The following is a 13196-nucleotide window of genomic DNA, read 5'->3' as shown; positions in this document are numbered from 1 at the left end:
CCATGAGAGACCACATGACCAAGCCCGATCTCAAAGACCCCGCCATCTATCCCCACTGGGCGCGCGAGACCTTGCGCTATTGCGACACCGACGCCCAGGGGCACATCAACAACGTGGCGTTCTCGGTGTTTTGCGAGACGGGGCGGGTTCACTTCCTGTTGGAGCCCGGGCGGCCGCTGACGCCGCCCGGCACTTTCATGGTTATCGCCCGGCTGGTTCTGGACTTCATCGGCGAGATCCACTGGCCGGGCGAGGTGCGCATCGGCACCGGCGTGACCAAGATCGGCCGCAGCTCGTTCCATCTGGGCCAGGGCGTGTTCGTGGGCGAGCGGTGCGTCGCCACCGCCGATTCGGTGCTGGTTCTGGCCGATCAGGAAACGCGGCGCTCGACCCCATTGCCCGACGATCTTCGCGGAAAGCTCGAAGGGATGATGATCAGCGTTGCCGTCTGAGAATCCAGCGCGCGCCTTGACCGGCCTTGTTGGTGGCATAGCCGTAGATCTTGCCGCCATCGGTCAGAACGCCCTCGAAGTTGAAGGCGGTTTCGCCGTTTTCCACGGCGGTGAGGCGGAAGGTGCAGGCGCTGAGTTCCGAGACCTTGCCGTCGATGACGGTGCCCTGCTTATAGCCCAGGTCGCGGTTGATGTCGGGCTTTTGCTCCAGCGTCCAGGTCAGGCCCTGGGCCTCGCGCTTGAACTCCCACTTGGAATAGGGCGCTACCCAGCGGCCCAGCAGCCAATCGCCCGAATCCGGCTTGGCGATGTCGCAGATGGCATCGGGCAGGGGCTCGGGCGGCGGAGCCTTGGGGCCCTGGGGCAGATCCTCGGCCAGGGCCGGAACGGCGGTCAGCAGGCAGCATAGGGCCAGGGCGGCACGGCGCATGGGCGGAAACCTCAGTTCTTCGGGGTGGGGAAATAGCCCAGGCTGCGCATGCAGGCATTGAGCTCGGAATCATAGATCCGCTTGGCCTGGGCGCGTTCGTATTCCCGCGTCGGGCTATAGGTGTCACGGCTGTCCTCGCGATAGCCGGAATCCCGGTCGGCCGAACGGCGGCAGGCGGAATAGTCGCGGCTCCACTGATCCTTGGGCAGTTGCGGATGCATCCAGGGATTGGGCGCGGCGCAGGCGCCCAGCAGCAGGAGGAGCAAAAGAGGAATGCGGTTTTTCACGGACGGGAACGCCTTTTGCTGAGACGGCGCGCATTCGGCCACAGCCGGGCCGCCAAGGCAAGGCCCCATGGCAAGAATTGAACGTCTCCAAAGCGTCAGTTGAGCATCGCCCCCGCTTGCGTCTATACTCCGCGCGCGTTTTACGCTGCACTGCAGTAACAACCATAAATGTGGAGACGAAGAATGAGCGGCGAGTCGCTGAACGGAATGTATTTCGAGGAATTGTCGGTCGGCCAGTCGGCCATCTTCGCCAAGACCGTGACCGAGGCCGACATCGTCGCCTTCGCCGGTGTGTCGGGCGATTTCAACCCGGTCCACATCAATGAGGAATTCGCCTCCCAGACCATGTTCAAGGGCCGCATCGCCCACGGCATGCTGTCGGCGGCTTTCGTCTCCACCGTGTTCGGCACCAAGCTGCCCGGACCGGGCTGCATCTACGTTTCGCAGCTGCTGAAGTTCAAGGCCCCGGTGCGCATCGGCGACACCGTCACCGCCCGCGTCGAGGTCACCGCGCTGACCCCGGAAAAGAAGTTCGCCACCTTCAAGACCACCTGTTCGGTGGCCGGCAAGATCGTCATGGATGGCGAAGCCACCCTGATGGTGCCCTCCAAGGGCTGATTCCAAGCCCCCCTCTCCCGCGTGCGGGAGAGGGGGAAGTCTTGCGCTTCGCAGGCTTTTGCACTACCCCTTGGCCCTTGGTTTTTCCCTTGGGTCCGATCCTTAAAAAATGCGCCTGATCCGGCATTGCGGCGAACTATCCCCCGACCACCGCGGTTGCGTGGTGGCGTTGGGGAATTTCGACGGCGTCCATCTCGGCCATCAGGCGGTGATCCTGACGGCGCGGCGCATGGCCCAGGAGCTGGGCGTGGCCCATGCGGTCATGACCTTCGAGCCTCATCCGCGCACACTGTTCAATCCTGATCAGGCCGCCTTCCGTCTGACGCCCTTTCGCGTCAAGGCCCGCCTGATCGAGGCGTTGGGCACCGACTTCTTGTACCAACAGCATTTCGACCGCGATTTCGCCGCCATGACGGCCCTGGAATTCGTGGGCGACGTTCTGGTCGGTTGCCTCAAGGTCAGCCATGTGGTGGTGGGCTACGACTATGTGTTCGGCAAGGGCCGCCTGGGCACCGGCGCCTTCTTGCAAAAATGCGGCGAGGAATCGGGCTTTGGCGTCACCGTGGTGCCGCCCGCCATGGCCGATCATGGCGAGACCTATTCCTCCACCGCCGTGCGCGAGCATCTGGTGGCCGGGCGTCCCGATTGCGCCGCCCGTTTGCTGGGCCATTACTGGGAGGTGGAGGGCCGCGTCGAGCATGGTGATGCCCGCGGCCGCCTGTTGGGCTTTCCCACCGCCAATCTGCGCCTGGGCGAGTATCAGCGCCCGGCGGGCGGCGTCTATGCGGTGCGCGCCGGAATCGACAAGGGTGGCGCCACGGTCTGGCATGACGGCGTCGCCAATTTCGGCCGCCGCCCCACCTTCGACAAGACCGACGAATTGATGGAGGTCCACCTGCTGGACTTCAACGAGGATCTTTATGGCCGCCACCTGCGGGTGGCGCTGGTCGAGCATATCCGGCCCGAGCGAAAGTTCGGCGGGCTGGACGAACTGACCCATCAGATTACCGCCGATGTGGAGGCCGGGCGTCGTATCCTGGCCGCCCGCCGTTTTTCCGCCGCCGCCGGGCCCATGGTGCCCGTCGCCCTGCCCTTTGAGAGCCCGTCATGAGCGTCGATTACAAGAACACCGTCTTCCTGCCCAAGACCGATTTCCCCATGAAGGGCGAACTGCCCAAGCTGGAGCCCGAATTGCTGGCCCGCTGGGAGAAGATCGATCTGTTCGGGCGTTTGCGCGCTACCGCCAAGGGCCGGGAAAAGTTCATCCTTCACGACGGCCCGCCCTATGCCAACGGCAATCTCCATATCGGCCATGCGCTGAACAAGATCTTGAAGGACGTGATCACCCGGTCCCAGCAGATGCTGGGCAAAGACGCTGATTACGTGCCGGGCTGGGACTGCCACGGCCTGCCCATCGAGTGGAAGATCGAGGAAAAGTACCGCGACGCGGGCAAGGACAAGGACGAGATCGACATCGTCACCTTCCGCGAGGAATGCCGCCAGTTCGCCGCCAAGTGGATTGGAATCCAAAAGGAAGAGTTCAAGCGCCTCGGCATCACCGGCGATTGGGATCATCCCTATACCACCATGACCAACCACGCCGAATCGGTGATCTGCGCCGAGTTGGGCAAGTTCCTGCTGGACGGCTCTCTTTATAAAGGGGCCAAGCCGGTTCTGTGGTCGGTGGTGGAAAAGACCGCGCTCGCCGAGGCCGAGGTGGAGTATCACGACCACACCTCCATCACCATCTGGGTCAAGTTCCCGGTGGTGAGCGCCAGCACTCCCGAGCTGGACGGCGCCAAGGTGGTGATCTGGACCACCACGCCCTGGACCATGCCGGGCAACCGCGCCGTGGCCTATGGCGCCGCGTTCGACTATGTGGTGGTCGAGGTGGAAAGCTCGGACTCCGATCTGGCCAAGGTCGGGGAAAAGCTGGTGCTGTGCGCCGATCTGGCGGAGCAGGTGGCCAAGGATGCCAAGTGCAGCTTCAAGACCCTGCACACCCTGAAGGGCTCGGCCCTGGCCGGGACCATCGCCCATCATCCGCTCAAGTTCCACGAGAAGGCGGCGGGCGGCTATGACTTCGAGGTGCCGCTGCTGGCCGGTGGTTTCGTTACCACCGATACCGGCACCGGCTTCGTCCATATCGCACCGGGCCATGGCGAGGACGACTGGCATCTGGGCAAGGAACACGGCATCGCCATTCCCGACACCGTGCAGCCCGACGGCAAGTACTTCCCCCATGTGGCGATCTTCGCCGGGATGGACGTGCTGAACCAGGGCAAGAACGGCAAGTACTATTCCCCCGTCGCCAAGCCGGTGATCGAGGCCATGAGTTCGGTGGGCAATCTGCTGGCCCATGGCAAGGTGGAGCATTCCTACCCCCATTCCTGGCGCTCCAAGGCGCCACTGATCTTCCGCAACACGCCTCAGTGGTTCATCTCCATGGAGGCAACGGGTCTGCGGGCCAAAGCGCTCCAGGCCATTGCCGACACCCGTTTCGTGCCCGATCAGGGCCGCAACCGCATCGGCTCCATGGTGGAAAACCGCCCCGACTGGTGCGTGTCGCGCCAGCGCGCCTGGGGCGTGCCCATCACCGTCTTCGTGGACAAGAAGACCGGCCAGCCGCTGCGCGATCAGGCCGTCATGGACCGCATCGTCGAGGCCTTCAAGGCGGAAGGCTCGGACGCCTGGTTCACCAGCCCGCCCGAACGCTTCCTGGGACCGGACCGTGATCCGGCCGATTACGATAAGGTCACCGATATCTTGGACGTGTGGTTCGATTCGGGCTGCACCCATGCCTTCGTGCTGGAGGGCGAGGAATGGCCACGTCTGTCCTGGCCCGCGTCTCTCTATCTGGAAGGCTCGGACCAGCATCGCGGCTGGTTCCATTCCAGCGTGCTGGAATCCTGCGGCACGCGCGGGCGCGCGCCCTATGACGCGGTGCTGACCCATGGCTTCGTCCTCGACGAGGATGGCCGCAAGATGAGCAAGTCGCTGGGCAATGTGGTCGCACCCCAGGAAGTGGTGGGCAGTATGGGCGCCGATATCTTGCGCCTGTGGGTGGTGGGCTCGGACTATTCCGACGATCTGCGCATCGGGCCGGAGATCCTGAAGACCCAGGTGGACATCTACCGCCGCCTGCGCAACACGCTGCGCTATCTGCTGGGCGCGCTCGACGGCTTTACCGAGGCAGAGCGGGTGGACCCCAAGGACATGCCCGAGCTGGAGCGTTGGGTGCTGCATCGCCTGAGCGAACTGGACGTGCAGTTCAGGGATGCCTGCAACGGCTTCCAGTTCCACGGCCTGTTCACCGAGTTGCACAATTTCTGCGCCGTGGATCTGTCGGCCTTCTACTTCGATATCAGGAAGGACGCGCTGTATTGCGACGCGGCGACCAGCCTTCGCCGCCGCGCGGCGCGCACCGTGTTCGACATTCTGCTCGATACCCTGGCCAAGTGGCTGGCGCCCTTCCTGTGCTTTACCGCCGAACAGGCGTGGCTGGCTCGTCATCCCTCCGAGGACGGTTCGGTCCATCTGGAACTGTTCCCCGAGATTCCCGCCTTCTGGCGCGACGACGCCCTGGCCGCCAAATGGGCCCAGGTCCGCGAAGTGCGCAAGGTGGTCACCGGCGCGCTGGAGATCGAACGGCGCGAAAAGCGCATCGGCTCGAGCCTGCAGGCCAACCCCAAGGTCTATGTGGAGCGCACAGACCAGTTCCCCGACAATGTGGATTGGGCGGAAGTCTGCATCACCTCGGGCCTGGAACTATCCTTCGAGGATTTTCCCGCAGACGCCTTCCGCATTCCCGAACTTCCGACCATCGCCGTGACGGCCCGCAACGCCGAGGGTGAAAAGTGCCAGCGTTGCTGGAAGGTCCTGCCCGAGGTGGGGTCCGCCAAGCACGAGGGCGTCTGCCATCGCTGTTCCGACGCGGTGGAGGCGGGGTAAGACCATGCATCTGTCCAATGCTCTGCCCCGGGGGCTTTCCATCGCGGGCCTGATCATCTTTCTCGACCAGTTGTCCAAATACTGGATCGTCGAAAAGGTGATGCGCCCGGAAGGCATGGACGGCACGCCATTCCATTCCGCCACCCGCATCGAATTGGCGCCGTTCTTCGATCTGGTGATGGCCTGGAACCGGGGGGTGAGCTTCGGCCTGGGCAATAACGGCGGCGAGTGGAACGCCCTGATCCTGTCGGCTCTGGCCATGGTGATCTGCGCGGGCATGATCTTCTGGTTGGCCAAGGCAGAGAGCCTGCTGATCCAGGTGGCGCTGGGCGGAATCATCGGGGGCGCCTTGGGCAATGTCGTCGATCGCGCCCGTTTCGGGGCAGTCGCCGACTTTCTGGACTTTCATCTGGCGGGCTATCACTGGCCCGCTTTCAACCTGGCGGATTCGGCCATTACGGTGGGCGCTGTTTTTCTCATCTTCGACTCCTTGTTTGCCGGACGGGATTCGTCTAAGAATTAGGGCCATGAAGACCTATCGCCGCACCACCGCCCGTCTCATCGCCCTGGCCGCCTTGCTGGCGCCGGTGGTGTTGTCCGCCTGCACCGACGTCAAGCGCTCGCTTGGCTATGAGAAGGCGCCGCCGGATGAGTTCCAGGTCGTGCAGCGCGCACCCCTGGCCATGCCGCCGGAATTCTCTCTGCGTCCGCCGCAGCCCGGCGCCGTCAGGCCCCAGGAAGGCGTGACGCGCGATCAGGCCCGCCAGATCCTGGTGGGCGGCCGTATGGCGACTCCCATCTCCACCGAGGGACGCACCGGCGGCGATATCGCCCTGATGAAGCGGGTCGGCGCCGATTCCATCCAGCCCGATATCCGCGTCCTGGTGAACAAGGAAACCCAGGCTCTGGCCGATGCGGATAAGAGCTTCCAGGACCGCATCATGTTCTGGCGCAAGGCCGAACCGCCGGGCTCCGCCGTGGACGCCTCCAAGGAGACCCAGCGCCTGCGCGAAAATCAGGCCTTGGGCAAGTCGGTGTCCGAGGGCGAGACCCCCCAGGTCCAGCGCCGCAAGCGCGCCTGGTTGGAAGGCATCTTCAACTAGTCTGCCACGATTCGGCCATGATGAGCGCGCAGGCTGAGCCCCGCGTTCGCGTTCACACTCGTCTGGAGGTAGGATGAGCCCTATCCGCATGTGCATGCTTGTCCTGGGCATGCTGCTGGCCGCCCTGCCTGTGCGGGCCGCCGTCTTCGATCCGGTGACCTTCACCCTTTCCAACGGTATGCAGGTGGTGGTGATCTCCAACCACCGGGTGCCCATCGTCAACCATATGGTCTGGTACAAGGTGGGAGCAGGCGACGAGGAGCCGGGCAGAAGCGGTCTGGCCCATCTCTTGGAACATCTGATGTTCAAGGGCACGCCCAGCACGCCGCCGGGCGAGTTCTCCAAGATCGTGGCGCGCAATGGCGGGCGCGACAATGCTTTCACCTCCTCGGACTACACGGGCTATTACCAGGATGTCGCGGCCGACAAGCTGGAACTGGTGATGCGCCTGGAAGCCGACCGCATGCGCAATCTGGTGCTGGACGAGGCCAATTTCCGCACCGAGCGCGATGTGGTGCTGGAGGAGCGCCGCTCGCGCACCGACAACAATCCCGCCGCGCTTCTCAACGAGCAGATGGAAGCGGCGCTCTACCTCAACTCGCCCTATCACCGTCCCATCATCGGCTGGCCCGACGAGATCGCCGCTCTCAGCCTGGACGACGCCCTGGCCTTCTATCGCCGCTGGTATGCCCCCAACAACGCCATTCTGGTGGTGGCCGGCGATGTGACGGCCGAGCAGGTGCGTCCCCTGGCCGAGAAATATTACGGTGTCCTGGCACGGGCCGAAACGCCTGCGCGCGCGCGGACCGAGGAGCCGCCCCATCGGGCCGAGCGCCGCGTCGTCTTGAAGGATGGCCGTGTCGCCCAGCCGTCCTGGAGCCGCCTCTATCTCGCCCCCAGCCTGGGGGCGGGGGCGCGCGATCTGGCTTATCCCCTGGAAGTGCTGGCCGATCTGGTGGGCGAGGGCACCACGTCGCGGCTGTACCGGACTCTGGTGGTGGACAAGGGCGCCGCCGCCGCCATCAGCGCCGATTACGACCCCATCGCGGTGGGACAAACCAGCTTCCGGGTGTCGGCCATGCCACGCCCCGGCGTTCCTCTGGAAAAACTGGAGGCCCTGATCGAGCAGGAACTGGCCCGCATCGTCAAGGACGGCTTCTCCGCCGAGGAGGTCGAGCGCGCCAAATCCCGTCTGCGGGCCAGCGCCGCCTATGGCCGCGATTCCCTTCATACCGGGGCTCAGACCCTGGGCCAGGCTCTGGCGTCGGGCATCTCGGTGGATGAAGTGGAGGCCTGGCCCGACCGCATCACAGCCGTGACGCCGGAACAGGTGGCCAGGGCCGCAGCCACCGTCTTCAAGCCCACCTCGTCGGTGACCGGTCTGCTGCTGCCCGACCTTGCCGCCGCCAAGCCGGGACAGGGCCGCGCCGTGATGGCCTTGCCCGACCGTTCGACCAAGGGAGTGCACTGAGATGCTTGGCCGTATCGTCGTCGTGCTGGCGCTGCTGTTGGTCAGCCTTCCCGCCGCTGCCGTAACGGTGGAGAAGGTAACCAGCGCCAAGGGAATCGAGGCCTGGCTGGTCCAGGATCATTCCAACCCGATTATCGCCATGGAGATCGCCTTCAAGGGCGGTGCCGCCCATGATCCGGCGGCCAAATCCGGGCTGGCGGGCATGATGGCGGCCCTGCTGGACGAAGGTGCGGGTCCCTATGACTCCCAGGCCTTTCAGCAGATCCTCGAGGACAAGGTCATCACGCTGGGCTTCAATGCCGGGCGGGACTCCTTCGCTGGGCATCTCAAGACATTGTCCGAGAACAAGGACGCCGCCTTCGACCTGTTCCGCCTGTCTCTCTCCCAGCCGCGCTTCGACAAGGAGCCGGTGGAGCGCATCCGGGGTCAGTTGCTGGCTGGCCTGATGCGCGAAAGCCAGGACCCCGGCGCCCAGGCCTCGCGCCGCCTTTTCGAGACTGCTTTTGCCGGTCACGCCTATGCCCGATCGCCGCGGGGCGCGGTCGAGACGGTCAAGACCATCCAGGTGGCCGATCTGCGCGCCCTGGCGCGGGCTCAGCTGACCCGCGACCGGCTGGTGGTGGCGGTGGTCGGTGACATGACGCCGGACGAACTGGCGCGTCGCCTGGACGAGGTGTTCGGTGCCCTTCCCGCCACGGGAACCCTGGGTGAGATCAGTGATGTGGCGGCCCATGCTCCGGCCGGGCTCAGCCTGATCCCCAAGGACAATCCCCAGACCACGGCGCTCTTCGTGCTGCCCGGCCTGCGCCGCGACGATCCCCAATGGTATGCCGCCTATGTGGTGAACTACATCCTGGGCGGCGGCGGCTTCGCGTCGCGCCTGACCGAGGAGGTGCGGGAAAAGCGCGGACTGGCCTATTCCGTCACCTCCTATCTGTCGCCCCTTGCCCATTCCGGCATGATTATCGGTTCGGTGGCCACCGAAGCCTCGCGGTTCGGCGAATCCGTCCGGCTGATCAGGCAAGAGTTCCGCCGCATGCACGACGAAGGGCCGACCGAGAAGGAACTGGCCGACGCCAAGACCTATCTCAACGGCTCGTTTCCTCTAAGCCAGGATTCCACCACGGCCATCGCCGCCCTATTGGTGCAGATGCAGGTGGACAAGCTGGGTATCGACTTCCTGGATCGCCGCGCCGCCATGATCGAAAAGGTCAGCATGGATGACGCGCGCCACGCCGCAAAGCGGCTGCTGGACGCCGACGCCCTGTCCTTCGTGGCGGTGGGAAGGCCGGTGCCGTAGAAAGGAAAGGCAAGCGGGCGCGCAGCCCGCTTCCCCCTACTTCTTCTTGGTCAGCTGATCGATCTGCTTTTGCAGGGCGGAAACGCTGGCCTGCAGATCCTCGACCTTGGGCGAGGAGCCGTCGGCGCCATGGGGATAGAAGGGCGAGAACATCTTCATGGCGCTTTCCATGAAGGCCATGTTCTTCTTGCCCATGTCCTCGAACGGGCCGAAGGGGAACATCCCTTCCAGCGCGTTGCGCATATAGTCGCGCATCTGCTGTTCGTTATGGGAGAAGGCCTGCATGGAATATTCCAGGTAGCGCGGCACCAGCCCGCCCAGGGAATCGCCGTAAAAGCCGATCAACTGGCGCAGGAAGCTGATGGGCAGCAGGTTCTGTCCACCCTTGGATTCTTCTTCGACGATGATCTGGGTCAGAACCGAGCGGGTGATATCCTCGCCGGTCTTGGCGTCGTAGACCACGAAATCGTCACCGTCCTTCACCATCTGGGACAGGTGGTCCAGGGTGACATAGCTGCTGGTCGCCGTGTTGTACAGACGGCGATTGGCGTATTTCTTGATCGTGATCGGGGCCTTGGCGGAGGTCTGGGACTCTGACATCTGCTGTTTGTCTCGATTCTGTTCGGAGGGCGGCATTGCCCGCTGCATTGCACCAACAGTAACAGAGTTTTACGGGGCGCGTCGATTGGCAACAATTTTCTTGCGCCTTGGTGAAATGCGCCCGGTCCGTATGGTCAAGGGATGGTGCCTGGGCTATGATCCGGCCATGTCTGACGCGCCACCCGATTTTCAGGCGCTTGCGCGCCGCTATCTCGACCTGTGGCAGGAACAGGTGGCGGCCGTGGCCGCCGATCCCGCCCTTGCCGAGGCTGTTGCCCGCGGCGTGGCCATGATGACGCAGAGCGCTGCCGCGGTGGCCCAGGCCACCGGGCTGAAGGTGAACCAACCCCATGGTGGACCGAAAGCGGATGAGCGGACAGGGCAATCCGGTACCCCGGACCGGGCCGCGGCCACTGCCGCTGCATCTCATGACCCACGCCTCGACCCTGATGAGCTCGCGCGCCGCGTTGAAGCACTTGAAGGACGGATCGCTCGGCTGGAAGCCGCCCTTGGCGCAAGCGGGGCAAGATCTGGCGCAAAGCCTAAAGGACGCGGGACCCGACGCCTGGACCCGGCTTGACGAGGCCGTCGCCGCCGAATCCATCCGCCGTCACGAGGCCTTTCTCGCTGGTATCGATGCCTATCGCCACCATCCCTATCGGCGATCCCTGCCGCCCGCGCCCGAAATCTGGCGCCAGGGCACCACATGTTTGCGCGATTACCGCCTGCCCGATTGCGACAATGCGCGTCCGGTCCTGGTGGTGCCATCGCTGATCAACCGCGCCTATATCCTGGACCTGACGCAAAAGCGCAGCCTGATGCGCTATCTTGCCGCCAAGGGATTGGCGCCGTTCCTGGTGGACTGGGACGCGCCGGGCGAGGCGGAGAAGAATTTCACCCTGACCGACTACATCGCAGGAAGGCTGGGGGCGGCCCTGGACGAGGTGCTGCGCCTCACCGGACGAAAACCGGCGGTGGTGGGCTATTGCATGGGCGGGCTGCTGGCCCTGGCCCTGGCCCAGCGGCGCCCCGAATCGGTGTCGGCTCTGGTGCTGCTGGCCACGCCCTTCGACTTCGTCACCGGTCGCGAATCCAACGCCGTGCTGATGAAGGCCCTGGCCCAGCCCATGGGCGCCCTGATCGATGGGGTGGGCGAGGTGCCGGTGGACATGCTTCAGGCCATGTTCGCCGGTCTCGATCCCGGCCTGGCCGCCCGCAAATTCACGGCTTTTGCCCGTTTGAAGCGCAGGAGCGCCAGGGCGCGCGATTTCGTGGCGCTGGAAGATTGGGCCAATGACGGTGTCGCCCTGGCCGGGCCCGTGGCCCGCGAATGCCTGTTCGGCTGGTACGGCGGAAACGATCCCGTGGAGGGGCGCTGGTGTATCGAAGGCAGGCCCGTCAACCCCGATGAAGTTACAATTCCCACTTTGGTCATGATTCCCCATCGCGACAGGATTGTGCCGCCAGCCTCCGCTTTACCATTGTGGGAACGCATCCCAAGTGCCAAGCTGATGCGACTGTCCGGCGGGCATGTGGGCATGCTGACCGGACCGCGCGCCAAGACCGAGGTCTACGGGCCGCTCATGCGATGGCTGCACCGCAGAGCAGGCGTTTAGACCGGTTGCATAAGGGGTAACCGAAGCGCTATGAAAGCGGGGGGAGGCAGCTTTCTGGAATTAGACCAGAAAGATATCTCCCCCAAGTGGTCCCGCCCCATGCGGCCCTATATCCACCCGAGGAGACAACAAGCTCATGACCGACATCGTTATCGCCGCCGCCACCCGCACTCCCGTCGGCTCGTTCAACGGCTCCCTGGCCGGATTGCAGGCGGCCCAGCTGGGCGAGATCGTCATCCGTGAGGCGCTCAAGCGCGCCGGGGTTGAGGCCGAGGCCGTGGACGAGGTTCTGCTGGGTCACATCCTGTCCGCCGGCTGTGGCCAGAACACCGCCCGTCAGGCCGCCATCAAGGCCGGTATTCCCAACACCGCCACCGCCATGGCCATCAACCAGCTGTGTGGCTCGGGCCTGCGCGCCGTGGCGCTCGGCTTCCAGGCCATCAAGCTGGGCGATGCCAACATCATCGTCGCCGGCGGCCAGGAGAGCATGAGCAACGCTCAGCACGCCATCTATATGCGCGGCGGCGTCAAGATGGGCGACGCCGCCCTGGTCGACACCATGATCAAGGACGGCCTGACCGACGCCTTCAACCCCATCCACATGGGCATCACCGCCGAGAATCTGGCCGAGAAGTTCCAGATTTCGCGCGAGGAGCAGGACGCCTTCGCCCTGGCGTCGCAGAACAAGGCCGAGGCCGCCATCAAGGCTGGCAAGTTCAAGGACGAGATCACTCCCGTCACCATCACGGTCAAGCGGGAAGAGAAGCTGTTCGACACCGACGAGTTCGTCCGCATGGGCGCCACTCTCGACCAGATCGCCAAGCCCAAGCCCGCCTTCAAGAAGGACGGCACGGTGACCGCCGCCAATGCTTCGGGCATCAATGACGGCGCCGCCGCCCTGGTCCTGATGACCGCCAAGGAAGCCGATAAGCGCGGCATCACGCCCTTGGCCCGCATCGCTGGCTGGGCCACCGCCGGTGTCGATCCCAGCACCATGGGCTATGGTCCGGTTCCCGCCTCGCAGAAGCTGCTGGCCAAGCTGGGCTGGAAGCACGAGGACCTGGACCTGATCGAGGCCAATGAGGCCTTCGCCGCCCAGGCCATTTCGGTCAACAAGGGCATGGGCTGGGACACCTCCAAGGTGAACGTCAATGGCGGCGCCATCGCCATCGGCCATCCCATCGGCGCCTCGGGCGCCCGCATCCTGGTCGGCCTGCTGCACGAAATGGGCAAGCGCAATGCCAAGAAGGGTCTTGCCACCCTGTGCATCGGCGGCGGCATGGGCATCGCTCTGTGCGTCGAGCGCTGATCTGACCGGGTTTTGAAATAAGGGGGAGCCGCGCCCGCCCGGCGGCTTCCCCGCTTTCC

Annotated in this window: 13 protein-coding genes; 10 read left to right on the top strand and 3 right to left on the bottom strand. The window is 64.6% G+C overall.

Annotated features, from left to right (window positions below; genetic code table 11):
- The first annotated feature begins 14 nt into the window (after positions 1 to 14).
- Positions 15 to 452 (top strand): acyl-CoA thioesterase, encoded by a 438-nt coding sequence (locus tag CCC_RS13005; RefSeq protein WP_009870757.1) that lies wholly within the window; start codon positions 15 to 17, stop codon positions 450 to 452.
- Here the strand turns inward: CCC_RS13005 and CCC_RS13000 are convergent.
- Together CCC_RS13000 and CCC_RS12995 are read right to left on the bottom strand one after the other, a co-directional pair.
- A complete protein-coding gene (locus tag CCC_RS13000) occupies positions 436 to 882 on the bottom strand; it encodes a hypothetical protein (protein ID WP_009870756.1) in 447 nt (148 codons plus the stop codon). The genes CCC_RS13005 and CCC_RS13000 overlap by 17 nt on opposite strands.
- Positions 883 to 893: 11 nt before the next feature.
- The gene (locus tag CCC_RS12995; protein ID WP_041041795.1) at positions 894 to 1169 is read right to left on the bottom strand and encodes a hypothetical protein; all 276 of its coding nucleotides are present in this window, start codon (positions 1167 to 1169) and stop codon (positions 894 to 896) included.
- Between the two features lie 183 nt (positions 1170 to 1352).
- Between CCC_RS12995 and CCC_RS12990 the strand changes: the two genes are divergently transcribed.
- The 7 genes from CCC_RS12990 to CCC_RS12960 all read left to right on the top strand — a co-directional run bounded on the left by CCC_RS12990 (position 1353) and on the right by CCC_RS12960 (position 9612).
- The gene (locus CCC_RS12990) at positions 1353 to 1787 is read left to right on the top strand and encodes a MaoC family dehydratase (RefSeq protein ID WP_008616671.1); all 435 of its coding nucleotides are present in this window, start codon (positions 1353 to 1355) and stop codon (positions 1785 to 1787) included.
- 109 nt (positions 1788 to 1896) lie between these two features.
- Positions 1897 to 2898, top strand: a complete 1002-nt coding sequence (locus tag CCC_RS12985; protein WP_009870754.1) for a bifunctional riboflavin kinase/FAD synthetase — start codon at positions 1897 to 1899, stop codon at positions 2896 to 2898.
- On the top strand, positions 2895 to 5738 hold the full coding sequence (ileS, locus tag CCC_RS12980) for an isoleucine--tRNA ligase (RefSeq protein WP_009870753.1): 2844 nt from the start codon (positions 2895 to 2897) through the stop codon (positions 5736 to 5738). The genes CCC_RS12985 and ileS overlap by 4 nt, the downstream gene beginning before the upstream one ends.
- A 4-nt stretch (positions 5739 to 5742) precedes the next feature.
- Positions 5743 to 6261 (top strand): signal peptidase II, encoded by a 519-nt coding sequence (lspA, locus tag CCC_RS12975; protein WP_009870752.1) that lies wholly within the window; start codon positions 5743 to 5745, stop codon positions 6259 to 6261.
- A 4-nt stretch (positions 6262 to 6265) separates the two neighbouring features.
- The gene (locus CCC_RS12970; protein ID WP_009870751.1) at positions 6266 to 6841 is read left to right on the top strand and encodes a DUF3035 domain-containing protein; all 576 of its coding nucleotides are present in this window, start codon (positions 6266 to 6268) and stop codon (positions 6839 to 6841) included.
- A gap of 73 nt (positions 6842 to 6914) precedes the next feature.
- Positions 6915 to 8312, top strand: coding sequence for a M16 family metallopeptidase (locus tag CCC_RS12965; protein ID WP_041041791.1), 1398 nt, complete (start codon positions 6915 to 6917; stop codon positions 8310 to 8312).
- 1 nt (position 8313) lies between these two features.
- A complete protein-coding gene (locus CCC_RS12960; protein WP_009870749.1) occupies positions 8314 to 9612 on the top strand; it encodes a M16 family metallopeptidase in 1299 nt (432 codons plus the stop codon).
- 36 nt (positions 9613 to 9648) lie between these two features.
- On the opposite strand, the gene phaR is transcribed toward CCC_RS12960, so the two are convergent.
- Positions 9649 to 10212 (bottom strand): polyhydroxyalkanoate synthesis repressor PhaR, encoded by a 564-nt coding sequence (gene phaR / locus CCC_RS12955; RefSeq protein WP_009870748.1) that lies wholly within the window; start codon positions 10210 to 10212, stop codon positions 9649 to 9651.
- Between the two features lie 350 nt (positions 10213 to 10562).
- On the opposite strand from phaR, the gene CCC_RS12950 reads away from it, so the two are divergent.
- Positions 10563 to 11828: an alpha/beta fold hydrolase gene (locus CCC_RS12950; RefSeq protein ID WP_322097192.1), complete on the top strand. Its 1266-nt coding sequence runs from the start codon at positions 10563 to 10565 to the stop codon at positions 11826 to 11828.
- 136 nt (positions 11829 to 11964) lie between these two features.
- Complete coding sequence (locus CCC_RS12945) at positions 11965 to 13137, top strand: acetyl-CoA C-acetyltransferase (RefSeq protein WP_009870746.1); 1173 nt, start codon at positions 11965 to 11967, stop codon at positions 13135 to 13137.
- Positions 13138 to 13196 lie beyond the last annotated feature (59 nt).

Source organism: Paramagnetospirillum magnetotacticum MS-1, assembly GCF_000829825.1.
In the GTDB taxonomy this organism is placed as follows: domain Bacteria; phylum Pseudomonadota; class Alphaproteobacteria; order Rhodospirillales; family Magnetospirillaceae; genus Phaeospirillum; species Phaeospirillum magnetotacticum.
The sequence above is the reverse complement of the archived record's forward strand: the minus strand, read 5'-3'. Positions and strand labels throughout refer to the sequence as shown.

Excerpts from the sequence above, each read along its gene's own strand:
- CCC_RS13005 (WP_009870757.1), top strand. The coding sequence starts at position 15 with ATGACCAAGCCCGATCTCAAAGACCCCGCCATCTATCCCCACTGGGCG.
- CCC_RS13000 (WP_009870756.1), bottom strand. The coding sequence starts at position 882 with ATGCGCCGTGCCGCCCTGGCCCTATGCTGCCTGCTGACCGCCGTTCCG.
- CCC_RS12990 (WP_008616671.1), top strand. The coding sequence starts at position 1,353 with ATGAGCGGCGAGTCGCTGAACGGAATGTATTTCGAGGAATTGTCGGTC.
- CCC_RS12985 (WP_009870754.1), top strand. The coding sequence starts at position 1,897 with ATGCGCCTGATCCGGCATTGCGGCGAACTATCCCCCGACCACCGCGGT.
- ileS (WP_009870753.1), top strand. The coding sequence starts at position 2,895 with ATGAGCGTCGATTACAAGAACACCGTCTTCCTGCCCAAGACCGATTTC.
- lspA (WP_009870752.1), top strand. The coding sequence starts at position 5,743 with ATGCATCTGTCCAATGCTCTGCCCCGGGGGCTTTCCATCGCGGGCCTG.
- CCC_RS12970 (WP_009870751.1), top strand. The coding sequence starts at position 6,266 with ATGAAGACCTATCGCCGCACCACCGCCCGTCTCATCGCCCTGGCCGCC.
- CCC_RS12965 (WP_041041791.1), top strand. The coding sequence starts at position 6,915 with ATGAGCCCTATCCGCATGTGCATGCTTGTCCTGGGCATGCTGCTGGCC.
- CCC_RS12960 (WP_009870749.1), top strand. The coding sequence starts at position 8,314 with ATGCTTGGCCGTATCGTCGTCGTGCTGGCGCTGCTGTTGGTCAGCCTT.
- phaR (WP_009870748.1), bottom strand. The coding sequence starts at position 10,212 with ATGTCAGAGTCCCAGACCTCCGCCAAGGCCCCGATCACGATCAAGAAA.
- CCC_RS12950 (WP_322097192.1), top strand. The coding sequence starts at position 10,563 with ATGGTGGACCGAAAGCGGATGAGCGGACAGGGCAATCCGGTACCCCGG.
- CCC_RS12945 (WP_009870746.1), top strand. The coding sequence starts at position 11,965 with ATGACCGACATCGTTATCGCCGCCGCCACCCGCACTCCCGTCGGCTCG.